This window comes from Methylobacterium sp. 2A, from assembly GCF_009806555.1.
In the GTDB taxonomy this organism is placed as follows: domain Bacteria; phylum Pseudomonadota; class Alphaproteobacteria; order Rhizobiales; family Beijerinckiaceae; genus Methylobacterium.
In genome coordinates, this window is the sequence record NZ_VUOK01000034.1 from 153,081 (window position 1) to 174,220 (window position 21,140).

Consider the following 21,140-nt stretch of genomic DNA (forward strand, 5'->3'; position numbering starts at 1 on the left):
GGCGTGACGATGAGCCGACCCTCTTCCGAGATCCTGCTGGTCCCGCGGGGCGAGGCCGGCCACTTCCTGCCGGCCGCGCTCGGCTGGATGGGCGCGCCGATCACCGTCACGGCCGATCCGGGCGCGGCGCGCCACGCGCTCTGCCTGCCGGTGCTCGACTTCGTCCGCCTCGGCTTCCCGGAGGCGAACGGGCGGCTCGATCTCCTCACCGCGGGAGATGTCGAGAACCTGCGCACCGGGCGCGCGGCGCTGCTCCTCGATCTCTCGAACGAGGGCCCGGGCCTGCACGCCCCGACCTTCGAGGCGCTCCACCGCAACCTCGATGGGCTCGGCATCCCCCGGGGCCGGGTCGTCCTCGTGTCCCAGAACCGGCTGCTGCGCCTGGATTACGAGCGGCTCTACGGCGAGGGCTTACGCTTCTGGACCTTCGAGTTCTTCCCGCTCCAGGTCGCCCTCTGGCTCGACGCGGAAGCCGGCCCGCGCCTCTTCCCGGAGCACCCGCTGGATCGCATCGGCTACGCGCCCTTCGCCCGGACCACGGGTCCGGCCCGCTTCCTGTGCCAGAACGCGGCCCTGCGCTGGCACCGGGTGCTGCTCTATCGCTGGTTCCAGCTCAACGGCCTGGACCGCGACGGCCTGATCTCCTTCCACGGAATCGGCACCGACAACCCGAAGGCGGGCGGCATCAACGTCTTCCACCGGCCGCCGGAGATCGAGGCCGCGTTCGGGCCGATGCTCGCCGATATCGAGACCTGGATTCCCCGCCAGGCCCAGCGCATCGACGCCGATCAGGGCACCGACATGGTGTTGACCCTGGATACGCAGGCCTATGGGGAGTGCGACCTGACGGTGATCTCGGAGACCGATTTCTTCGAGCCCGGCGTGGAGCGGATCACGGAGAAATCCCTAAAGGCCGCCGCGATCGGTCTGCCCTTCGTGACGGTCGGCGCCCCGCGCGCCGTGGCGCGGCTCTCGGAATTGGGGTTCCACACCTTCGAGGGCCTGATCGACCACGCCTACGACCCGATCGCCGACCCGATCGAGCGCCTGCCGCAGGTGTTTCGCGCGATCGCGCGGGCCTGGGCCGACTGCAAGGCGGATCGCCCGGCCTGGCACCGCCGGGCGCGGGAGCAGGCCGAGGCGAACGTCGCCCATGCGCGGAGCGGGCTCCTGCGGCAGCTCGACCGCGTGATGGTCGCGCCCCTCGTCGCCCGGCTGGCCCGGTTCGCCGAGACCGGCGCGATCGTGCCCTGAACGGGCTGTTGGCGTCTCACAGGATCTGACGCAGCGTCTCCGCCCTGCGCCGCACCGCCGGCGCGATCGCCCGCTCCGGCACGCCCGCACGTTAGGCCGAGTGCGCGACCGCCGAGGTCCCGGCCCGCCACGGAGCGGGCTCGGGCTCGTCGGATCGAGGCCGACGGGCAGCGGCAGTGGAGCCCGGGCCATGCCCGGGCCAAGTCGGACCGGTCCAGTCGGATATTTGTGGATTGGACCTTCCCTCCGGTCCACCGACCGGTCAAGCATCCTGGGCAGACAGCGCGCCTCGGCGCTGCCCGACAGGAACGAGGCCCGTGTACCAGCCGCCGCGCGTCATCGAGGATACCGCGTGGTCGCGGCGCCAGATCGCGGATCTCACCGCGCTTCGGGAAGGATCGCGGGCCGCGCCGTGGGCGGTGTCCGACGCGCCGGAGGCGTTCGTGGCGGCGCAGGTTCAGGCGCTGATCGGCGTCGAGATCCCGATCACACGGATCGAGGGGAAGTGGAAGATGAGCCGGAACAGGCCCGAGCCCGACCGGGCCGGCGTGATCGTGGGCTTCCGGGCCGCGGGCGAGGCGGAACTCGCCGATCTCATCGCCGAGCGGGGGCGGCCATGAGCGCGCGGCTCAACGCATTCGGCCAGCCGATCGGGCCGGCGCTCCCGGACTGGACCCCGCGGCCGCAGCCGCCGCGGACGCCCATGGAGGGCCGTACCTGCCGGGTCGTGCCCCTCGACGCCGAAGCCCACACGGCCGGCCTGTTCGCGGCCTACAGCGCAGCGCCCGACCGGCGCGATTGGACTTATCTGCCCGATGAGATGCCCGAGAGCGCGGCGGCGTTTCGCGAACGCCTCGAAGGCCGGGCGGCGAGCCGGGATCCCCTGTTCCACGCGATCCTCGACCGCGAAAGCGGCGACCCCGTGGGAATCGCCTCGTATCTGCGGATCGATCCGGCCAACGGTGTGATCGAGGTCGGGCACCTCCATTTCGGCCCGCGCCTGCAGCGCAGCCCGGCCTCGACCGAGGCCATGGCGCTGATGATGTCCCGCGCCTTCGACGAACTCGGCTACCGTCGCTACGAGTGGAAATGCGACAGCCTCAACGCCCCGTCCCGGGCCGCGGCCCTGCGCCTGGGCTTCACCTTCGAGGGCCTCTTTCGCAACGCCGTGGTGGTGAAGGGGCGCTCGCGCGACACGGCGTGGTTCTCGATCACCGATGCGGAATGGCCGCGGGTGCGCGCCGGCTTCGAAGCGTGGCTCGATCCGGCGAATTTCGACGCGGAGGGACGCCAGCGGCGCGGGCTCGCGGAGCTGCGCGCCGCGGCGGGTTGAGGCGAGGCGATTCGGCCCACGAACGCTGTGTCACCGGTGGGAAAATCCCAATCGGCTCCAGCTTGAGAGCGGCGCGCACCGCAACGCAGACCGTTCTCGACACATGACGAAAATAATAATATCCTTGCTCCACTTGGCGGTTAGTAGCCGGCGCGCGAAAAACTTTACCTTTGCTTGCGCAGCTCTGGCAGATTAATCTGCCATCGACAGGGAATACGGGGCATGCGCTTGCTCAATGTCTCTCTCCGAACGAATCTCTTCGCGGTTGTGGGGTTTCTCGGCCTCGCGCTCATCGCCGATGTCACCGCGCGAGTCTGGAACGCCTGGGAGGTTGTGGCCGCTTCGGAAATCGCCAAGCGCGATGCCGTTGTGGACAAGGCTGTCCTGAAGGCGTTGCAGGCCATTCGGTTGGAGCGGAGCAACAGCCTCTCCAGCCTCAAGGGGAGCGCCGCGGAGGCCCGGACACTTGTGGAGCGGATCGCCACCCTCCGCTCGGCCGTCGATGTGGCGATGCGGGAGATCGGTGTGCAGGCGGCCGGGTTCACCGACCCCGATCTCACGAAGGCCGTGGCCGAAACACAAGTCGATTACCGGGCGCTCGTCGCGCTGCGTCCGGAGATCGACCACGCGTTGACCCAGACGGAAGGCCGAGACCCGACGTTGGCGCAGCGCTGGGCGACGCAGGCGGACCGCACGCTGGCGACGCTCGATCGTCTCTCGGTCGCCCTGGGAGAGCGGATCCAGCGGATCGCGCCCGAAACCAGCTCGCTCATCGCGATCAAGAATGCGGCTTGGCGTGCCCGCGCCACAGTCGGCTCGGCCTACGCCACGCTCACCCAGGCGGTCGCCAGCCGTAAGCCCCTCTCGGCGACCGATGCGGAGACCATGGCGGCTAACCTGGGCAAGGCCGACGCCTTCTGGTCTTCCGTTCAGGAACACCTTCACCAGCCGGACGTGTCGGACGTGGTCCGGCAGAACGCTGCCGTCGCGCAGGCGACCATGTTCTCCCCCGAGAATGCCACATTCAGGCATGCGGTTCGCGAGGGTCTCATCAGCGGAGCGATCCCGATTTCCCTGACCGATCTCCAGGTCGACAACGGCGTCCGCCAGGGTACGGTCCTGACCGTTGCGACGAGTGCGATGGATCAGGTCGTGGCGGCGACGGAAGGCGCGGTCGAACGAGCGCGGCGGATCATGACGTCGATGTCGGCCGTCATCGGGGCGGCGCTGCTCGTGGTCTTGAGCGGCCTGGCGATCACGCAGTTCCGCGTCATCAGGCCACTCGCCGCCATGCAGGCGACGATGTCCAGGCTCGGCGGCGGTGATCTGGACGTCCGGATCCCGAGCTTGAACCGGCGGGACGAGATCGGCGCGATGGCGGCGGCCGTGCAGGTGTTCAAGGACAACCTGATCCGCACCCATGCCCTGGAGGCCGAGACCGCCGAGGCGCGGCTCGCCGCCGAGGCGCAGCGCAAGGCGGGCATGCGCCAGATGGCCGACGGCTTCGAGCAGGCGGTGGGCGGCATCATCGGCCTCGTCTCGGCCTCCGCCACCGAGCTGCAGGCCACTGCCGAGACCATGAGCGCCACCGCCACCCAGACCGCCGACCAGTCGACCACGGTCGCGGCCGCCGCCGAGGAGGCGTCCTCCAACGTCAACACCGTGGCGGCCGCCGCCGAGGAGCTCGGTTCGTCGGTGCAGGAGATCGGACGACAGGTTCACAGCTCGGCCGAGCTGACCCGACGCGCCGTGGGCGAGGTCGACCGGACGGGGGCGCTGGTGCAGGAGCTGAGTGCCGCCGTGGCGCGCATCGGCGACGTGGTCGGGCTGATCTCGTCGATCGCCGGCCAGACCAACCTGCTGGCGCTCAACGCCACGATCGAGGCGGCGCGCGCGGGCGCAGCCGGCCGCGGCTTCGCGGTGGTCGCGTCCGAGGTCAAGGCCCTCGCCGAGCAGACCGCCAAGGCGACCGAGGAGATCACCAGCCAGATCGCCCGCGTCCAGGACTCGACCGGGCAGGCCGTGAGCGCGATCGGGTCCATCACGGCGCGAATTCAGGAGATCAGCGGCGTGGCGGCGAGTATCGCGGCGGCCGTGGAGGAGCAGGGGGCGGCGACGCAGGAGATCGTCCGCAACGTGACCCAGGCGGCGCAGGGCACCGGCGCGGTGACCAGCACCATCGTGGGGGTGGCGGGGGCCGCCGAGGAGACCGGGGCGGCCTCCGCCCAGGTGCTCGGAGCGGCCTCCGACCTGTCGCGCCAGTCGGAGCACCTATCCGCCGAGGTCGAGCGCTTCCTGGCAACCGTCCGGGCCGCGTGACGCCGCCCGACAGGATCTCGGCCCCATTTCAAGCATCCAGGTTCCGCCTGATCCCTCGCCCCGGAGAATGGGGCCGACCGCCCATTATCCAGGGAACCGGGTCCTCAACCCCGCCCGGCCGGCCCGGCACCCAGAAACGCCTCCGCGCTGCGCAAACTCAGCGCCATGATGGTGAGCGCCGGGTTCGCGGCGAGCGAGCTCGGGAAGGTGGAGCCGTCGCAGATCCACAGGTTGTCGATGTCGAAGCTGCGGCCCTGCGGATCGACCACGGCGCTCGTCCCGTCGCGCCCCATCCGGCAGGTGCCGAGCGTGTGGGCGACGCGCTCCAGCACCCAGATATCCTCGGCGCCGGCCTCCTCCCACAGGCCGCGCATCACCTGCGTGGCGTGGGCGTTGAGGCGGGTCTCGTTGGTGCTGTAGCCGAAGTCGATCCGGGCCTTGCGCATCCCGTTTGCGTCGGTCTCGTCCGCGAGCGTCAGCACGTTGGCGTCACAGGGCAGGGTCTCGCCGTTGATGCCGATGCCGGCGAGGTTGTTGTAGCGGTCGAGATAGTCGAGGAGCGGCTGGCCCCACAGGCCGCGTCCGCGCGCCACGGCATTCCCGAAGGTCACCGGCACGACGCCGAGACTCTGGATCAGGTAGCCGCCGGCGAAATCCGCGCCCGGTCGGATGAAATCCTCGGTGATGAGCGACGAGGGATAGCCCCGGTTCATCCGCACCGCGTGCGGGAAGGTGCCCCAGACCTGGGTCGCGACGTGGCCCATGTAGTTCCGGCCGATCTGGTCGCTGGAATTGGCCAGCCCGCAATGCAGCAGGAGCCGCGGCGTCTCGACGGCGCCGGCGCACAGGAAGACGTTGGCGCAGCGCTGGCGCCGGTTCTGGCCGCCCTGCCGGTAGATTACGGCGGTGATCCGCCCGTCGCCGCCGCGCTCCAGGCCGTGCACGAAGGCCTCGGCCCGGATCTCCGCACCGTGGGCGAGCGCGAGCGGCAGGTAGGTGACGTCCATGCTGGCCTTGGCGCCGTTGCGGCAGCCCTGGTGGCAGAAGCCGCAATTGATGCAGGCGCCCCGGTGGGGGCCGGCCTCGGACGGGAAGTCCCGCGAGACCACGGCGGCGGGCGCGTCGGCCCAGCGGATGCCGCGGGCGTCGCAGGCGCGGGCCATGATCTGCGCCGGGCCGTTGCGCGGCACCGGGGACAGGGGATAGCGTCGGTCTGCGTCCCACGGATAGCTCTGCGCCCCCGAGACGCCGAGGAAGCGCTCGATGCGCTCGTAGTAGGGCAGCAGATCCGCGTAGGTGAGGGGCCAGTCGACGCCTTCGCCGCTCTCCGTGTGGAGCCGCAGATCGCGGGCATCGGCCCGGGGCACGAAGGCGCCCCAGTGCAGTGTCGAGCCGCCGACGCCGGTGCCGCTGTTGTTGCCGCCAAAAGCCTCCGGCGTCGAGCCGCCGCTGAGGCGCTCATCCGTCCAGTAGATCTCGTCGGCCAGGGTCTCGTCGAAGGCGAAGCGCTCGGGTGTGAAGTTCGGCCCGGCCTCCAGGGCCACGACCTTCAGACCCGCCGCGGCGAGGCGCGCGAGGAGCGGCGCGCCGCCCGCCCCGGTTCCGACGATCACCGCATCCACGACCTCGTCCTCGCGAAAACTCCGCATGCCCGCGAGGTTCATCGTGCCAGCTCCCCGTGCGACGGTCGCGGTTCCCAGGGCTCCGGCGCGTCGAGCCCGACGGCGTGGAAGCCGGGCAGGTCCGTGGCGATCGCGTCCGGCCGGTCGCCGCCAGCCCCGATGCCCGAGAAGCCGATCCGCGCCAGGGCCGCGGGATGGCCGAGCCAGAGCCGGGCCGCGTCGCCGCGCAGGTCCTCGAACCAGAAGCGCATCCGGTCGGCATCGAGCCGGCCGCCAAGGGCTTCGGGAACGGTCAGGGCGCCGGTCTGGCACAGGGTCAGCAGCGCATCCTGATTGTCGGGATCGAGGGCAACGAACGGGCGGTGCCGCGCCGCGCGCGCCGCGGCGTCGAGGGTGCGCAGGCCGGCGCGGTAGGCCTCCGGGTCGGCCGGCAGGGCGGAGAAGCGCCAGCCGTCGCCCTGTCCGGCGGCGAGGCGGCGGTCGATCCGGGCAGCGAGATCGAGGCCGGATACGGGCAGCACCCGGGCGAGGGCGGCCCGGAGGATCGCGAGTTCCACCGGATCGAGGGCTTGCGGCCGATAGGCGGGATCGTCCGGCTCGGCGCGCGCGTCGAGGGCTTCGCGCAAGCGGCTGTTGACCCGCTCGGACGCGATGAGCGCCGCATAGGCGGGCGGGACCGCGGGCGGCCCGTCGATCGCGGCCTCTTCGTGGCCTGCGACGTGCTCGCGCACCAATCCGGCCAGAAGGTCGGGGCGCTCCAGCGGCAGGATATGGCCGACGCCGTCGACGGTGACGCGGCGATGCCGCGCGAGATGGGGCGCCATCAGGGCCTGCTGGGCGTCGGGGCCGAGATCGCCATCCTCCGAGCCCGCCAGGATCAAGGCGGGCGTGCGCAGGACACTGACGCGGCGGCACCAATCCTCGCGGGCGCCGGACTCGAGCCAGGCCTTCCAGGCCGCGGGTGAGGCCCGGAGCACGTCGGCCACCGCGCCGGCCTCGGTCCCGGCATCGAGATCCGAGCCGACATTGGCGCGGATGAAATCCAGGGCCTCCCGTTGGCGCGTCTCCGGATCCGCGTCGATCCAGGCGCGCATCTTCGTCCGGCGCTCCTCCGGGATCGGCTCCGGGCTCGGCGGTGAGCCGGAGATCAGGATGAGATGCGTCAATCCCCGAAGGCCCGGGTCGCCGTCTTCGGCCCGGCGCGCCAGGGCGAGCGCCACCTTGGCGCCCATGCTGTGACCGGCGATCGCGAAGGCGGCGGGCGCGCGGGCGCGGATCGCCGCGGCGACGTGATCGGCCATCGCGTCGACCGAGAAGCCGGATTCACCCGCTGCCTCGCCAAAGCCCGGCAAGTCTACGGGCAGGCAAGTCAAAACGCCGTCGAGCGCCCGGGCGAGCAACGCCCAGCTGCGGGCACTTCCGCCGAGAAAGTGCAGGCAGAACAGGTTTTCAGGTTCGGACATCGCGGAGACATCGCGCGGACTTGAAATGCTTCAAGCGTACGAGACGCCGCACGGCCGAACTCTTCTCCCGACACCCCTAGGCCGCGTTGCCGCGGCGTGCGATCACCGCCGCCGGAGGACGTCATGACCGCGGATCTCGACCTCGCCTGGCGGGTGGAGGAGGCCTGTCTCAACGCCTGGCCGAGCCCACGCCAGATCCTGGTGGACGGGTACCTGCTGCGCGCCGCGGGCGGCCGGTCGAAGCGGCAGAACTCGGTCAATCCCATGCGCCGGAGCGGCGCTCCCGAGCCCGCCATCGCGGCGGCTTGCGCGCTCTACGCCAGCCTCGGCCAGCGCCCGATCTTCCGGATCCCGGCCATCGCGCCGCAGATGAAGCCGTTCCTGCGGTCCGGCGCCTACGCGGTCGTCGACGAGACCTGCACCCTGTACCGCCCCCTCGACGACGTGCCGGTGGAGCCCGACCCCTCCGTCACGGTCGCGACGGCGCCCGGCGCGGACTGGCTGGCGCTGCGCGACGCGGTGAACCGCGCCGACGCAGCCGCCGCGCGGGTGTTCCGCGACACGGTCGCCGCGCTGATCCTGCCGCGGGTCTTCGCGAGCGCGGTCGCGGAGGACGGGATCGGCGCCATCGCGTTCGGCGTGCTCGACCGCGATGTGCTGGTGATCGAATCGGTGGCGACCCCCGAGCCCCTGCGGGGTCGCGGCCTTGCCCGGCGCGCCGTCGGGGCGCTGCTCCGGTGGAGCCGGGCGCAGGGCGCTGAGGCCGCCTGCCTGCAGGTCGTGGCGGAGAACACGCCGGCCCGGGCGCTGTACCGCAGCCTCGGCTTCGCGCGCGAATTGTAGCGCTACCATTACCGGGTCGGGCCGGAGCCGGGCTGAAGAGTCGCCCGCCAATCCCATTCATAAGCCGAAGAGGGCAGGCTCTGAGGGCAGCCCTTTTAAGGTGTTTGGGCTAGCTGCGAAAATCGCAAGTCGTGGCTCTAACATCCTGAAAGAGCACCGCCTTTTCCCCTCCCCCTTGTGGGGAGGGGCCGGGGGTGGGGGTGGTGCAGGATGAGGCGCAGCGGTGCCGTCTGCACCACCCCCACCTCCAACTCCTCCCCACAAGGGGGAGGAGAGTGCGCTTGGCCCCTGTCTCGTTGCTTCCGCAAACACCTTAAAAGGGCTGGCTCTGAGGGCTCGGTCCCGTTCAGGCGTCGAACAGGGAGCGCTGCCCCGCCGGTGCAGCCGGCTTGGCACTGCGCCGGTCCGCAGGGCGGGCGGCCGGTCGCGGGCCTCCCTGGCGTCCGGTCCGGGTGGCCGGGGCCGGCTCCAGCCCACCCTCCGGCACCGCCGCGACGGTTCCGTCCGAGAATTGCAGGCTGAGGCGGGCGGCGGCGGCGGCCTCGGCGGCGCGGCGCACCGGCAGGCCGGCGGCATCCCGCACCAGCACGTAGCCCCGTTCGAGCACCGCGTGGTAGCTGAGCGAGCCCAGCAGCCCGGCCAATCCTGCGAGACGATCGCGCCGCCGCTCGATCCCGCGGGCGCCCGCCTGCACGAGGCGGTCGGAGAGGGCGAGCAGCCGGTCGGCCCGGCGAGCCTGAAGCGCCCGGGCCCGCTCCAGGCTCGCCTCGCGGGCGACGACGAGGCGGCGACCGAGCTGGACCAGCGCCTCGCCCTTGCGCTGCACGTCGTTGCGCAGGGCGTGGAGCGGCCGGTGGTCGATCCGCGCCAGCCGCGCGCGGGCATTGGCCAGCGCCACGTCGGGCGAGCGCCGCGCCATCCGGTCGAGCAGGAGTTGCAGCCGAGCCCGGTGGCGGCTCGCGCCCGCAGCGAGCGCCGGGGCGAGGCGAGCCTCGGCGAGGTCGAGCCGCTGGCGCTTGGCCGCCAGAAGCGCGTCGGCGCTCGGCAGCGCCCGCCCCAGCGCCCGCAGATCCGCCCGGTCGCGCTCGATCCGGCGCCCGACCGCACCGATCGCCCGAGCGGAGAGATCCGCAACCGTTGCGATCAGGTCGGCGCGCACCGGCACCGCCATCTCGGCGGCGCCCGTGGGGGTCGGGGCGCGGCGGTCGGAGACGTAGTCGATCAGCGTGGTATCGGTCTCGTGGCCCACCGCCGAGATCAGCGGGATCGCGCTCTCGAAGGCGGCGCGGACGACGCATTCCTCGTTGAAGGCCCAGAGATCCTCGATCGAGCCGCCGCCGCGGGCGACGATCAGCACGTCCGGGCGCGGGATCGGGCCGCCGGGCTTCAGGGCGTTGAATCCGCGGATCGCGGCGGCGACTTCTTCGGCCGCACCATCCCCCTGGACTCGCACCGGCCAGACCAGGACCGGGCGCGGGAACCGATCCTCCAGCCGGTGGAGGATGTCGCGGATCACGGCGCCGGTGGGCGAGGTGACGACCCCGACGACGCGCGGCAGGTAGGGGATCGCCCGCTTGTGCTCGGGCGCGAACAGCCCCTCGGCGGCGAGTTGCTTCTTGCGCTCCTCCAACAGGGCCATCCAGGCGCCGAGGCCCGCCGGCTCCAGGCTCTCGACCACGATCTGGTACGAGGATTTGCCCGCGAAGGTGGTGATGCGGCCGGTGGCGATCACCTCCAGCCCCTCCTGCGGCCGCTGGCGCAGGCGCCCGAACACGCCCTTCCAGACCACTGCGTCGATGCGGGCCTGCCCGTCCTTCAGGGAGAAGTAGGCGTGACCCGAGCCGTGCTGGCCGCGATAGCCTGAGATCTCGCCGCGCAGGCGCACATGGCCGAACGCGTCCTCGAGGGTCCGCTTCAGCGCGCCTGCGAGGTCGCCCACCGTCCATTCCGGCTGGTTGGCAGTGAGCACGCTGGTCGGCGGGATATCGGCCGCTGGCGGGGCGGCGGGGCGCGGGGGCGGGACGAGGGGCATGGAAGGAGGCTAAAGCATGAGGCCTGGAAGAGGAAACCGGATTTCCACCTTCATTGCGGCTGCGGTTGATCGGCGCTCACCGGAAGTCCCGAGCCCAATCCCGGCCGCCAGAGAAGATGCGCAGGATCACCACACATTCCTCTTCGACCGCGAAGGCATGGTGACGCAGCGGCCGGCGTCGTCGCCTCGGCGATCGTGTCGTAGGTCCAGTCGAGATCGTCACCCGCGGCGGGCGCGCAGGAGTGGCGCCGCCGCTTCAAGCGCCATCCCGCATCCGCGCTTTGAGACGCGGGCGCATCCGCTCGGCCGTATCCTACGCCGAGATCAGGCGCTCGGGATGGGCCTTCATCGCGTCGTAGGTCGCGACCACCTCCTCGCGGAGCCATCGTTCGACGGCAGCGTCCCGCTCTTGAAGTGCGTGCAACCCAGCCCGCGCCACCTCACTCGCGCTCGCGAACGAGCCGGCTTTCACTTGAGTATCGATGAACGCAGACTGCTCTGCCGGCAGACTGAAGATCCGCTTCTCGGTCGCCGCCATGTCGGCTCCTGCGCAGCGCCGGTATGAACTTTCCATAGCGCATTCCGAAGCGGCAGCACGGGATGCGTCCGCTCAAGGAAGCGTCTACTCCACCGCCAGCTCGCGCGGCGCATCCGAGATCGCCACCGGCGGCACCAGCAGCGACAGGAGCAGGGTCAGCACCGCCACCGCGAACACCGTCCAGAACGTCCCGTGGAGCGCGTGCTGGAGCCCCACCCGGATCGCCTCGCCGCCGGGGCCGAGGCTCGCGGGATCGTCGAGCAAGCGCCGGAGTTCATCGGAACTGACCGTAGGCCCGCTCGGCGGGTGCGCGAGCCGGTAGTTCAGCACGGCGCCGAGCGCGGTGGCGCCGAGCGTCGAGCCGAGGTTGCGCGCGAAGAGGTTCGAGGCGGTCGCCGCCCCGCGCTGCGCCCAGGCGACACTGTCCTGAATGATCACGATGGCGGCGGTGGACAGGAAGCCCATGCCGAGACCCATCACGACCGAGCCGGCCGCCGCCACGGCGGGCGAGGTCGAGGGGCCGAGGATGACGAAGGCGGTGGCCCCGAGTGGCAGCAGGGTCGCGCCGACCAGCAGAATCGGGCGCAGGCCGAAGCGGACGAAGCTGCGCGCCGCCGTGGTGGCGCCGATCGGCCAGCCGAGCACCATCAGGGTCAGGGTCAGGCCCGCGATCAGCGGCGATTGCTGCAGCACGCCCTGGACGTACATCGGCAGGAAGGCCGTGAGCCCGATCACCGTCATGCCGGACAGGAGCGTCGCCGTGTTGGCGGCGGCGATCGGGCGCTGCACCCACAGGCGGATGTCGAGCATCGGATCGGGGGCGCGGCGCTCCTGGAGCACGAACAGGATCGCGGCGACCACGAAGGCCACACCCGGCCAGAGCGCCGCCGCGGCCGAATCGCCCGCCTCGGTCAGCGCGATCATCAGCGCCGCGATGGCGGCGGTGAACAGGCCCGCGCCGATCACGTCGATCCGGCGGCTGCGGCGCTCCACGCCCTCGTGCAGGTAGCGCAGGAAAAGGCAGGCCGCGATCAGGCCGATCGGCAGGTTGATCCAGAAGATCCAGGGCCAGCTCAGGTGGCCGATGATCAGCCCGCCGACCAGCGGTCCGGCCACGGAGGAGATGCCCCAGACGCTGGCGAGATAGCCCTGGATCCGGCCGCGCTCCCGCGCGGAATAGAGGTCGCCGACCACCGTCAGGCTCACCGGCTGGATCGCCCCGGCGCCGACGCCCTGGACGAGCCGGAACAGGACCAGCGAGGGCATCGACCACGCGAGGCCGCAGAGCAGCGAGCCGAGGAGGAACACCGCGATGCCGAACAGCAGCACCGGCCGGCGGCCATAGAGGTCGGACAGCTTGCCGAACACAACCGTGGTGGCGGTCTGCGTCAGCAGGAAGGAGGCGAACACCCAGGCGTAGAGGTGGAGGTCGCCGAGCTGCCCGGCGATCTGCGGCATCGCGGTCGAGACGATCGTGGCCTCGATCGCGATCATAAACATCGCCGCCATCACCGCGGCGAGGACCAGCGGGCGGCGCGTCTCAGGGGGAGTCGGCATGCGAGCGATCTAGGCCGGACGCATGCTGCAACCCAGCGCCGTCGTGCGCCGACCGGCTGGCCGTTGCGAGGTCCGTGCGGGAGCGCACATGGATAGCGCGCGCGACCCGCCGTCGACGCATGGACCGGCCGTAGCCCTGTTCCGCCGGCATGGGTCACGCCGGCGGCCGAGAGCGTCAGGCCTCGCTGTTCGCGTCGAGGTCGCGCCCCCGCGTCTCCGGCAGCAGGAAGGCCGCGACCGTCCCGATCAGGCTGAAGGCCGCGAGGTAATAGGCGGGCGCGAGGCGGTCGCCGGTCTCGGCGATCAGCCGGTTCACCACGTAGTTGGTGCTGCCCCCGAATACCGAAACGGCGACCGCGTAGACGATCGACAGGCCGGCGCTGCGCACCGCCCGGGGCAGCGCCTCCGGGATGCCGACGATCACCGCGGCGGCGTTGATCGATGACAGCGCCGAGAGCAGGAACGTGATTGCGTAGACGCTCGCGGCGCTCGGCGCCTTCACCACCCAGGCGAAGGCGGGGACGGTCAGGATCAGGATCAGCGCCCGCGGCCAGATCATGACGGGCCGCCGCCCGATCCGGTCGGCCAGCCAGCCGCCCAGGAGCGGGAAGACCACCGAGGCGAGCCCCAGCGCGATCGGCACCGCGGTCGCGGCGGTCTCGCTCAGGCCGAGCGTCGCGCCGGCATAGACCGGCATGTTGGTGCCGATCGCGTTCGACACGGTCGAGGCGGAGATCACCAGGAAGGTCAGACCGAGGAGACGACCGTGTTCCCGCAGGAGCCGCCCCACCACGGCGAGGGTCGAGGCGGCGGCGTTCGGATCCTCCTCGGCGCCCGCCGTCTCCGGCAGGTGGCTGCGGATGACGAGGCCGATCGGCACGACGCCGAGGCCGAGCACGAACATCAGCCGCCAGCCCCAGGCGTTCATCGCCTGATCACCGAAGACGAGCGCAAGGGTGGTGGCCACGATGCCGGCGAACAGGGACGCGCAGCCCTGGCTGGCGATCTGCCAGCTCGTCACGAAGCCGCGCCGGTCGGGAGGCGCGGCCTCCAGCAGATAGGCGGTCGACGGGCCGACCTCGCCGCCAAGCGCCAGCCCCTGGATAAGCCGCCCGGCGATGACGATCACCTGCGCCCAGCCGCCGATCGCCGCGTAGGGCGGGCAGGCCGCGAGCATCAGCATGCCCAAAGCCATCAGCGCGATCGTGATCAGCATCGCGGGCTTGCGCCCGGCCCGATCCGCGAAGGCGCCGATCAGGGCCCCGCCGATCGGCCGCATCACGTAGCCGATGCCGAACAGCGCCAGCGACGCGAGCAGACTCTGGGTCGGGTCGGTCGCGGGAAAGAACGCCGCGCCGATCGGCTTGGCGAAGAAGGCGTAGACCGTGAAATCGTAGAACTCGAGGGCGTTGCCCAGCACGACGGCGCTGACAGCCTTCCGGTCCAGCGCCGGGTGTGCGGCGCCGGGATGGGTTGGGGTCCGGGCGTCCATCACCGCGCCCCGTCGCCCGGGTGCACGCCAGGGCTCTTGGCGATCCCGCCGGCGACCGGCTCCGCGCCGTCCGCCACCGCAGCGTCGTATCCGGCGAGCCAGAGCGCGCGGGCCTGCGTGCCCTCGGCGTAGGGGCAGGCCTCCCGGGCCAAGCCCTTGGCGGGGGCGGCGCGGCCGAGGGCCTGGGCGTCGAGGTCGTTCGGGGGTGAATCCATCGTGGCGCTGATCCTGATCGCACGCGTTCGCCGCGATGTAGGGCACGCCCCCGGACGCGCCGCAATCAATGAAGGATCGGATCGTCCGGTCTCGGCAGCGTGACGGCTTCGCTGAACGGGAATTCCAGCACCACCTCGCCCGCGGCGTCGGCGACGATCAGGCAGGCCGTCATGAGCCGGGCCTGATCCCGGCGCTCGTGCAGGGCGGCGCGGATCGTGTGGCGCGCCTTCTCCCACGCCTCATCCGGATCGCGCAGCTCGACACCGGTCGGGTCGGTGATCAGGTCGTCCCCGATCTGGGTGTGGAAGAAATAGCGCGGCATGGTCCCGTCACCTGCGAGAACGAGCCCCGAAGCGGGGCACGGCGCTCAGGTGGTGATCGGCGCCAGCGGCGGCACGCCCGGACGCGTGGCTCAGCCGTTGGCCGACCGCGGCTCCCCGGATGCCGGGACCGGCCGCAGGGTGCGCACCTGGGCAGAGCCGGAGCCTGTGCGATGATGCTTCTCCATCATCATCAGCGGCCGCAACTCGGGCTCCGCGAAATCGAGCAATCTGGCGTTGCGCCAGCGCGGCTTCCCGGCGCCACGGCCGAACCACCGGGGGCGCTCCTCCTCGACCAGCAGCACGAGCCGGCCCGTCCAGGATCTCCGGAACCAGAAGCGCCCGGTCAGCGACATAGTCCGGTTCCTTCACACAGAGCGCGTGCCGCACAGGCCACTAGCCGTGCAGATTTCAACGGCTCCTCTCAATACCGGATTTGGCCGAAGATGTCTTGGCAGATCGGCCTGAAGAGCGGGCGGACCACCACTGTCCACAGGCGCCTGCCGGAAGCCGGTGCGCCGGTCGCCCTACCGCACGAAGTGGCAGGCGATGAACAGCATCACCACGAGCCAGACCAGACCCGAGACACCGTACACGAAACCGCGGAGGAAGGCTGATTCCAGGGCGGCATGCGCGGATCCGCGATCGTCCCGCGGCCGCAGGCGCTCAAGCGGGGACACGCGCCTGGAGGGTGTGGCTGCCAGCAGGCGCGTCAGGCTTTCCGGGAGCGGTCGTTCGTCGGTCTGCACGGTGCCTGAAACCTACGAGGCGCGCTGACCGGGCGACAAGGCCGCATGGCGCCGCATCCGCAGGGGCGATCCGCCGGCGCGGCTTCCATGTGCCGCAGGGAGCCAACACCTTGACGAGGGGTTGAGGCTAACGGCGGCCGAGCGCGGTCGCCGTCACGCCGACAGACCGCCGCGCTCGCGAGGCTGGACCGTTGCGCCTTGGCTGTAACTTCAATTAGACCTATTCCAGGCAGGTGCGTTCTGCCGACAGTGCTGCCGCGGCGGCGGCCAACAGGAGGAAATCCATGCGTTCACTCGTTCTCGGCGCCGTCCTCGCCGTCCTGATCCCGCTCTCTGCGCAGGCCCAGGAGGCCGGAGACGCGGCCGCAGGCGAGAAGGCGTTCGCCCCCTGCAAGGCCTGCCACAACTTCCAGAAGAACGGCGTCGGTCCGGACCTCAAGGGCGTGGTGGGCCGCAAGGCGGGCACCTACGAGGGCTACAACTACTCGGCCGCGCTGAAGAATTCCGGCATCACCTGGGATGAGGCCAACCTGCACGAGTGGCTGAAGAACCCCAAGGCGAAGGTGCCGGGCACCAAGATGATCTTCCAGGGCTATTCGGACGACAAGAAGATCAACGACGTGATCGCCTACCTCAAGACGCAGTCCTGAGTTCGCACCCCACACGGCAAGGCCCAGGGGTGGCCGAAAGGCCGCCTCCGGGCCCATGCCGGCATGTCCAAGAGCCTCTCACGAAGCTCGCCTGTGCTGTCGCGGCCTGAGCGAGAACGCCCGGGGCCCGGAAGTTTGTCGGGCGCTCTTATTCCGCGATCAGGCCGGCCTGAAGCCCCATCCTCAGCGTGACGAGGTCGTGCAGCAGGGTCTTCCGGCCCTCGTTATCGAGGCCGGTCAGGCCACCCGCCTCTTCGGGGATGCAGGCGAGGACATCGCGCAGCTTCGCGCCGGCCGGCGTGAGGAAGATGCTGACCTGACGCTCATCGACCCGATCCCGGGCCCGCCGCACCCGGCCCGAGGCTTCGAGGCGCTTCAGCAGCGGCGTCAGCGTGCCGGAATCGAGGAAGAGGCGGTTGCCGATCTCCTTGACCGAGAGTCCGTCCTGCTCCCACAGCACCAGCAGCACGAGATATTGCGGATAGGTCAGTTCGTAACGGCCGAGCAGGGCGCGGTACGCGCGCCCGAACGCATGCGCTGCGGCGTAGACGGCAAAGCACAGTTGATTGTCGAGACGCTGCCGCTCCTGCCGCGTGGGCTCGTCGACGGTCGGGTGATCCGCCTGATTCGGTGCAGCGCCGCTCTGCAGAGCAGTCGGGCCTGGCATGGGTATGATCTCTCTCTGGAAAAAGCGGGCTCACCTACCGGTATGGCGCTGGCTCACTCTTAAGGCAGTTCTGCATACAAGAACAATCGGCGCCGTCGGCGGAGCGCAGACCGCAAAGCTGCAGGTTGGGGGTCACCCGTCCATCAGCGGGTGCAGATCCCGTACCATCGCCTTCAGGCGCTCATCGAGCACGTGGGTGTAGATCTGCGTCGTCGAGATGTCGGCGTGGCCGAGCAATTCCTGGACGATGCGCAGATCGGCCCCGTTCTGCAGCAGATGACTGGCGAAGGCATGACGCAGCACGTGGGGGCTCACCCGGTCCGGCCGCAACCCGGCCTCCAGCGCCACGGCCTTTAAGTCGCGGGCGAAGGCCTGCCGCGTCAGGTGGCCGCTGTCGCTGTCGGCGGGGAAGAGCCACGCGCTCTCCTCCGGCACCGCGGCGAGGTGCGCCGCCATGGCGGCGCGGGCCGCTTCGGTCAGCGGGACGAGCCGCTCGCGGCCGCCCTTGCCCTTGATGAACAGGTAGCGCTCCCGGGTCGCGCCCGCGGCGCGGGGGAGGGCGACCAGTTCCGAGACGCGCAGGCCCGTGGCGTAGAGCAGTTCGAGCAGGCACATCATGCGACGCGCCCGCCGGGCCGGCCCGGGCGCCTGCTCGGCGCCGGCCGCCGCCTGCGCGACACCCAGCAGGCGGTCGACCTCGGCCACCGACAGGATTTTTGGCAGCACCCGGCCCCGGCGCGGCCCCGAGACCGCCACGCTCGGATCGGCCTCGGCGAGCCCTTCGGCGTACAGGAACCTGTGGAAGCCGCGCACGCAGGACAGGCGCCGCGCCGCCGACGAGGCCTTCAGCCCGCGCGTCTCCAGATCGGCCAGGAAGGCGCGCAGCGTCCCGGCCTCCACGTCATCGAGGTCGATCCCGGCGCGGGCGAGATAGGCGAGGTAATCGTCGAGGTCGCGCCGGTAGGCCGCCAGGGTGTTGGCGCCGGCCCCGCGCTCGGCGGCCAGCATGTCGAGATAATCGGCGACATCCGCGTGGGGCGCACGATCGCTGTCGCCACCTTCGCGCGCGCTCAACGATTGCCCGGCTGCAGCTTCGAGGCGGGAATGGTCACGCTCATCTCCCGCGGCGTCGGCTGAACGAAATTCGCCAGCGCGAACATCGCCGCGAAGACGAGACCCGCCAGGATCGCGAGGGTGGCGAAGAAACGGAACAGGGTCGGCACGTCGGTCGAACCTCGGGGGACGGTACGGGCGGCGGGGAGGCGCGTGGGCGGCGGCTTTCTCCCAACCGACGCGGGTGCCCGGTTTCGAACACGCCATCAAGGCGCTGACAAGGCCCACGACGACACAGCGATGCGTTTCGCTGGCCGCTTGAATCGCGCTAAGAGCCTGCCGCAGGATGGGGGATCGCCCGGCGCCGTGCGCCCGGTGCGACGGCGCGATCGTGGGGGCGCCGGTTCGAAGCGGTGCAACGGATAGTGGAAGCGGCGGTACACGGGGCGATGCAGGAGCCGGTGAGCGAGGCGGAGGGTGGCGAACCGATCGAGGCACGGCTGCGCCGGGCGCTCGGCCTGCGCTCGATCGTGCTCGTGGGGCTGATGGGGGCGGGCAAGAGCACCGTGGGCCGGCGCCTTGCGAGCCGCCTCGGGCTGATCTTCAAGGATGCCGATATCGAGATCGAGGCGGCGGCCGGCCTGACGATCCCCGACATTTTCGCCATCTACGGCGAGCCGAGTTTTCGTGATGGCGAGGAGCGCGTGATCTCGCGCCTGCTGCGGGCCGGTCCCCTGGTGCTGGCCACCGGCGGCGGCGCCTACCTGCGCGAAGCCACGCGCCAGCGCGTTGCGGAATCCGCGGTCTCGGTCTGGCTGAAGGCCGATCTCGATGTCCTGATGCGGCGGGTGCGCAAGCGCGGCAACCGGCCGCTCCTCCAGACGGAAGATCCCGAGGCGACGATGCGCGACCTGATGGAGGTCCGCCACCCGGTCTACGCGGCGGCCGACGTGATGGTGATCTCGCGGGAGGTCTCGCACGACCGGGTCGTGCAGGATGTCTTGGAGGCGCTGGACGCCCACCTCAACGGCGAGCGCTCCATCTCGGTGGCGGCGCAGTAGAAGCGAATGAGCCTGCCCGTGACCGAAACTCTGACCGTCCACGTCCCCCTCGACGGCGGCCGCGCCTACGACATCCGGATCGGCCGCGGCCTGATCGATGCGGCGGGCGACGCGGTGGCCGCGCTCGGCGGCCGCCGGGCCGCGATCGTCACGGACGAGACCGTCGGGGCGCTCTATGCCGGCCGCCTGCGCGAGAGCCTGGAACGGGCCGGCCTTCAGGCGGGCGTGGTGACGGTGGCGCCCGGCGAGGGCTCGAAATCCTACGCGGGCTACGCCGCGGTCTGCGACGGCCTGCTCGGCCTCAAGGTGGAGCGCGGGGACCTCGTGGTGGCGCTGGGCGGCGGCGTGGTCGGCGACCTCGCGGGCTTCGCGGCTGCAACCCTGCGGCGCGGCGTGCGCTTCGTGCAGGTGCCGACCAGCCTGCTCGCGCAGGTCGATTCCTCGGTCGGCGGCAAGACCGGCATCAATGCGCCGCTCGGCAAGAACCTGATCGGCGCGTTCCATCAGCCCCGCCTCGTGCTGGCCGATACCGCGACCCTCGATACCCTGTCCGAGCGCGAGATGCGCGCCGGCTATGCCGAAGTCGCCAAGTACGGGCTGATCGCCGATGCCGGCTTCTTCGACTGGTGCGAGGCCAACTGGCGCGGGATTTTTTCCGGCGGTCCCGAGCGCGAGGCGGCGGTGGCGTCCTGCTGCCGGGCCAAGGCCGCGGTGGTGACCCGGGACGAGCGCGAGGACGGCGAACGGGCGCTGCTCAATCTCGGCCACACCTTCGGGCACGCCCTGGAACGCCTGACCGGCTACGACCCGGCGCGGCTGGTCCATGGGGAGGGCGTGGCGATCGGCTTGGCGCTGGCCTTCCGCTTCTCGACCCGGCTCGGCCTGTGCGCCGGCCAGGAGGCGGGCCGGGTCGCCAATCACCTGGCGCTCGCCGGCCTGCCGACCCGCCTGCAGGCGGTCCCGGGCGGGTGTGGCGGCGCCGAGGCGATCGTGGACGCGATGGCGCAGGACAAGAAGGTCCGCGACGGCGCGCTGACCTTCATCCTCGCCCGCGGGATCGGGCAGAGCTTCATCGCGCCGGGGGTGGACCGGGCCGAGGTGATGGCCTTCCTGCGCGACGAACTCGCCGCGGATGCCATCGCGTGATCGCGATCGGGCGCGGCTCCGGCCTTGCCTAAAGCAGGTCGGGCGGCTATGAGCCTGCCACGTCCGACGCGGTCGATCGCGCGCCGGGCATGGCCCTCATAGGGGCCCGGGCCGCAATAGCTCAGCTGGTAGAGCACCTCATTCGTAATGAGGGGGTCGGGGGTTCGAATCCCTCTTGCGGCACCACTTCTTCCCCAACCTCCATCGGGCGCCACTCTGGTCGGATACACCGCCCCTCGGGTATGCGGGTCGTGAGGCCCTGCGCGTCGAAGAATTCGAGAAGCGGCATCGTCAGATTGCGCCCGATGCCGGCCGCCTCACGGAACCGCCCCACGGTGAGAAGCCTCTCCGGATGGTCCGCCGCCACCGCCCGCGCGACCCCGGCGAGGATCGCCGGCGGGACGTGGTAACCCTTCGAGATCCGGCCCAGCCATCCGATGCGGCCGCCCTTGTCGAGGAGCGGGCGCAGCTCCTCCGGATCACGCCCGAGTTGCTCGGCAAGGAGGACGAGGCGCGGCTGGTCACGCCCGGCCGCCTCCAGCATGGCCCGGATTGCGGCGTAGAGCGCGGCGTCCGCCGGGCTCAGGCGGGCAACGTGGCCGGCCCGCTGAAACAGCCGGTTGCTGCGCGCGATCAGCTTCTCCTGGAGCAGTTGGTCGAGGACGACGGAAAGGACCGGGCGGTCCGGGCCCGGCATCTGGGTGGCGATCTCCTCCGCGAGGAGGCCGGGATTGTCGGGCGCATCGGCATGCGTTTGGTCGAGAGCGGCAAGCACGTGCGCGGTCACCGTTCGGATCCGTTCGCCCGCAAAGGCGCTCCGTGATC

The 21,140-nt window shown here is 71.1% G+C and carries 22 protein-coding genes and 1 tRNA gene; 10 read left to right on the top strand and 13 right to left on the bottom strand.

Features of this window, described 5'->3' with window-relative positions; translation table 11 throughout:
* The first annotated feature begins 9 nt into the window (after positions 1-9).
* The 4 genes from FVE89_RS16955 (at position 10) to FVE89_RS16970 (ending at position 4,906) form a co-directional block, all read left to right on the top strand.
* Positions 10-1,254 carry a hypothetical protein gene (locus tag FVE89_RS16955; protein ID WP_160535120.1) on the top strand — a complete coding sequence of 415 codons (1,245 nt, stop codon included), beginning with the start codon at positions 10-12 and terminating at the stop codon, positions 1,252-1,254.
* A 317-nt stretch (positions 1,255-1,571) separates the two neighbouring features.
* Entirely contained in the window at positions 1,572-1,874 is a 303-nt protein-coding gene (locus FVE89_RS16960; RefSeq protein ID WP_342389939.1) for an FMN-binding negative transcriptional regulator, read from the top strand.
* Positions 1,871-2,587, top strand: coding sequence for a GNAT family protein (locus FVE89_RS16965; protein ID WP_160535122.1), 717 nt, complete (start codon positions 1,871-1,873; stop codon positions 2,585-2,587). Before FVE89_RS16960 ends, FVE89_RS16965 begins: the two co-directional genes overlap by 4 nt.
* A 222-nt stretch (positions 2,588-2,809) precedes the next feature.
* Positions 2,810-4,906: a HAMP domain-containing methyl-accepting chemotaxis protein gene (locus FVE89_RS16970; protein WP_160535123.1), complete on the top strand. Its 2,097-nt coding sequence runs from the start codon at positions 2,810-2,812 to the stop codon at positions 4,904-4,906.
* A gap of 104 nt (positions 4,907-5,010) precedes the next feature.
* On the opposite strand, the gene FVE89_RS16975 is transcribed toward FVE89_RS16970, so the two are convergent.
* Both FVE89_RS16975 and FVE89_RS16980 read right to left on the bottom strand, forming a co-directional pair.
* Complete coding sequence (locus FVE89_RS16975; protein ID WP_160535124.1) at positions 5,011-6,570, bottom strand: GMC family oxidoreductase; 1,560 nt, start codon at positions 6,568-6,570, stop codon at positions 5,011-5,013.
* A complete protein-coding gene (locus FVE89_RS16980; protein WP_160535125.1) occupies positions 6,567-7,991 on the bottom strand; it encodes an alpha/beta hydrolase in 1,425 nt (474 codons plus the stop codon). The genes FVE89_RS16975 and FVE89_RS16980 overlap by 4 nt, the downstream gene beginning before the upstream one ends.
* Positions 7,992-8,114: 123 nt before the next feature.
* Here FVE89_RS16980 and FVE89_RS16985 point away from each other — a divergent pair, with 123 nt between their 5' ends.
* Positions 8,115-8,834, top strand: a complete 720-nt coding sequence (locus FVE89_RS16985; RefSeq protein ID WP_160535126.1) for a GNAT family N-acetyltransferase — start codon at positions 8,115-8,117, stop codon at positions 8,832-8,834.
* A gap of 346 nt (positions 8,835-9,180) precedes the next feature.
* Here FVE89_RS16985 and xseA read toward each other — a convergent pair whose 3' ends face one another.
* The 8 genes from xseA to FVE89_RS17025 all read right to left on the bottom strand — a co-directional run bounded on the left by xseA (position 9,181) and on the right by FVE89_RS17025 (position 15,738).
* Positions 9,181-10,866, bottom strand: coding sequence for an exodeoxyribonuclease VII large subunit (gene xseA / locus FVE89_RS16990; RefSeq protein WP_160535127.1), 1,686 nt, complete (start codon positions 10,864-10,866; stop codon positions 9,181-9,183).
* Positions 10,867-11,179: 313 nt separating this feature from the next.
* A complete protein-coding gene (locus tag FVE89_RS16995; protein WP_160535128.1) occupies positions 11,180-11,404 on the bottom strand; it encodes a type II toxin-antitoxin system ParD family antitoxin in 225 nt (74 codons plus the stop codon).
* Between the two features lie 84 nt (positions 11,405-11,488).
* The gene (locus FVE89_RS17000) at positions 11,489-12,961 is read right to left on the bottom strand and encodes an MDR family MFS transporter (protein WP_160535129.1); all 1,473 of its coding nucleotides are present in this window, start codon (positions 12,959-12,961) and stop codon (positions 11,489-11,491) included.
* 175 nt (positions 12,962-13,136) lie between these two features.
* Positions 13,137-14,453 carry an MFS transporter gene (locus FVE89_RS17005; RefSeq protein WP_160535130.1) on the bottom strand — a complete coding sequence of 439 codons (1,317 nt, stop codon included), beginning with the start codon at positions 14,451-14,453 and terminating at the stop codon, positions 13,137-13,139.
* The gene (locus FVE89_RS17010; protein WP_160535131.1) at positions 14,453-14,668 is read right to left on the bottom strand and encodes an Rmf/CrpP family protein; all 216 of its coding nucleotides are present in this window, start codon (positions 14,666-14,668) and stop codon (positions 14,453-14,455) included. Before FVE89_RS17010 ends, FVE89_RS17005 begins: the two co-directional genes overlap by 1 nt.
* Before the next feature lie 65 nt (positions 14,669-14,733).
* Positions 14,734-14,991 carry a hypothetical protein gene (locus FVE89_RS17015; protein WP_160535132.1) on the bottom strand — a complete coding sequence of 86 codons (258 nt, stop codon included), beginning with the start codon at positions 14,989-14,991 and terminating at the stop codon, positions 14,734-14,736.
* Between the two features lie 90 nt (positions 14,992-15,081).
* On the bottom strand, positions 15,082-15,345 hold the full coding sequence (locus FVE89_RS17020; protein ID WP_160535133.1) for a hypothetical protein: 264 nt from the start codon (positions 15,343-15,345) through the stop codon (positions 15,082-15,084).
* Positions 15,346-15,516: 171 nt separating this feature from the next.
* Positions 15,517-15,738 carry a hypothetical protein gene (locus FVE89_RS17025; protein ID WP_160535134.1) on the bottom strand — a complete coding sequence of 74 codons (222 nt, stop codon included), beginning with the start codon at positions 15,736-15,738 and terminating at the stop codon, positions 15,517-15,519.
* Positions 15,739-16,022: 284 nt separating this feature from the next.
* On the opposite strand from FVE89_RS17025, the gene FVE89_RS17030 reads away from it, so the two are divergent.
* Entirely contained in the window at positions 16,023-16,388 is a 366-nt protein-coding gene (locus FVE89_RS17030; protein WP_160535135.1) for a cytochrome c family protein, read from the top strand.
* A 148-nt stretch (positions 16,389-16,536) separates the two neighbouring features.
* Here FVE89_RS17030 and FVE89_RS17035 read toward each other — a convergent pair whose 3' ends face one another.
* The 3 genes from FVE89_RS17035 to FVE89_RS17045 form a co-directional block, all read right to left on the bottom strand.
* Entirely contained in the window at positions 16,537-17,055 is a 519-nt protein-coding gene (locus FVE89_RS17035; RefSeq protein ID WP_160535136.1) for a MarR family transcriptional regulator, read from the bottom strand.
* A gap of 132 nt (positions 17,056-17,187) precedes the next feature.
* Positions 17,188-18,129: a site-specific tyrosine recombinase XerD gene (locus FVE89_RS17040; RefSeq protein ID WP_160535137.1), complete on the bottom strand. Its 942-nt coding sequence runs from the start codon at positions 18,127-18,129 to the stop codon at positions 17,188-17,190.
* Positions 18,126-18,278 carry a histidine kinase gene (locus tag FVE89_RS17045; RefSeq protein ID WP_160535138.1) on the bottom strand — a complete coding sequence of 51 codons (153 nt, stop codon included), beginning with the start codon at positions 18,276-18,278 and terminating at the stop codon, positions 18,126-18,128. The genes FVE89_RS17040 and FVE89_RS17045 overlap by 4 nt, the downstream gene beginning before the upstream one ends.
* A 279-nt stretch (positions 18,279-18,557) precedes the next feature.
* Here FVE89_RS17045 and FVE89_RS17050 point away from each other — a divergent pair, with 279 nt between their 5' ends.
* The 4 genes from FVE89_RS17050 (at position 18,558) to FVE89_RS31220 (ending at position 21,138) form a co-directional block, all read left to right on the top strand.
* A complete protein-coding gene (locus tag FVE89_RS17050; RefSeq protein WP_160535216.1) occupies positions 18,558-19,169 on the top strand; it encodes a shikimate kinase in 612 nt (203 codons plus the stop codon).
* A 6-nt stretch (positions 19,170-19,175) separates the two neighbouring features.
* Positions 19,176-20,315 (top strand): 3-dehydroquinate synthase, encoded by a 1,140-nt coding sequence (gene aroB, locus FVE89_RS17055; protein WP_160535139.1) that lies wholly within the window; start codon positions 19,176-19,178, stop codon positions 20,313-20,315.
* A 110-nt stretch (positions 20,316-20,425) separates the two neighbouring features.
* A tRNA-Thr gene (locus FVE89_RS17060) sits at positions 20,426-20,501 on the top strand.
* A 304-nt stretch (positions 20,502-20,805) separates the two neighbouring features.
* Positions 20,806-21,138 (top strand): hypothetical protein, encoded by a 333-nt coding sequence (locus FVE89_RS31220; protein WP_246730920.1) that lies wholly within the window; start codon positions 20,806-20,808, stop codon positions 21,136-21,138.
* Positions 21,139-21,140 lie beyond the last annotated feature (2 nt).

Excerpts from the sequence above, each read along its gene's own strand:
- FVE89_RS16955 (WP_160535120.1), top strand. The coding sequence starts at position 10 with ATGAGCCGACCCTCTTCCGAGATCCTGCTGGTCCCGCGGGGCGAGGCC.
- FVE89_RS16965 (WP_160535122.1), top strand. The coding sequence starts at position 1,871 with ATGAGCGCGCGGCTCAACGCATTCGGCCAGCCGATCGGGCCGGCGCTC.
- FVE89_RS16970 (WP_160535123.1), top strand. The coding sequence starts at position 2,810 with ATGCGCTTGCTCAATGTCTCTCTCCGAACGAATCTCTTCGCGGTTGTG.
- FVE89_RS16975 (WP_160535124.1), bottom strand. The coding sequence starts at position 6,570 with ATGAACCTCGCGGGCATGCGGAGTTTTCGCGAGGACGAGGTCGTGGAT.
- FVE89_RS16980 (WP_160535125.1), bottom strand. The coding sequence starts at position 7,991 with ATGTCCGAACCTGAAAACCTGTTCTGCCTGCACTTTCTCGGCGGAAGT.
- FVE89_RS16985 (WP_160535126.1), top strand. The coding sequence starts at position 8,115 with ATGACCGCGGATCTCGACCTCGCCTGGCGGGTGGAGGAGGCCTGTCTC.
- xseA (WP_160535127.1), bottom strand. The coding sequence starts at position 10,866 with ATGCCCCTCGTCCCGCCCCCGCGCCCCGCCGCCCCGCCAGCGGCCGAT.
- FVE89_RS16995 (WP_160535128.1), bottom strand. The coding sequence starts at position 11,404 with ATGGCGGCGACCGAGAAGCGGATCTTCAGTCTGCCGGCAGAGCAGTCT.
- FVE89_RS17000 (WP_160535129.1), bottom strand. The coding sequence starts at position 12,961 with ATGCCGACTCCCCCTGAGACGCGCCGCCCGCTGGTCCTCGCCGCGGTG.
- FVE89_RS17005 (WP_160535130.1), bottom strand. The coding sequence starts at position 14,453 with ATGGACGCCCGGACCCCAACCCATCCCGGCGCCGCACACCCGGCGCTG.
- FVE89_RS17010 (WP_160535131.1), bottom strand. The coding sequence starts at position 14,668 with ATGGATTCACCCCCGAACGACCTCGACGCCCAGGCCCTCGGCCGCGCC.
- FVE89_RS17015 (WP_160535132.1), bottom strand. The coding sequence starts at position 14,991 with ATGCCGCGCTATTTCTTCCACACCCAGATCGGGGACGACCTGATCACC.
- FVE89_RS17020 (WP_160535133.1), bottom strand. The coding sequence starts at position 15,345 with ATGTCGCTGACCGGGCGCTTCTGGTTCCGGAGATCCTGGACGGGCCGG.
- FVE89_RS17030 (WP_160535135.1), top strand. The coding sequence starts at position 16,023 with ATGCGTTCACTCGTTCTCGGCGCCGTCCTCGCCGTCCTGATCCCGCTC.
- FVE89_RS17035 (WP_160535136.1), bottom strand. The coding sequence starts at position 17,055 with ATGCCAGGCCCGACTGCTCTGCAGAGCGGCGCTGCACCGAATCAGGCG.
- FVE89_RS17050 (WP_160535216.1), top strand. The coding sequence starts at position 18,558 with ATGCAGGAGCCGGTGAGCGAGGCGGAGGGTGGCGAACCGATCGAGGCA.
- aroB (WP_160535139.1), top strand. The coding sequence starts at position 19,176 with ATGAGCCTGCCCGTGACCGAAACTCTGACCGTCCACGTCCCCCTCGAC.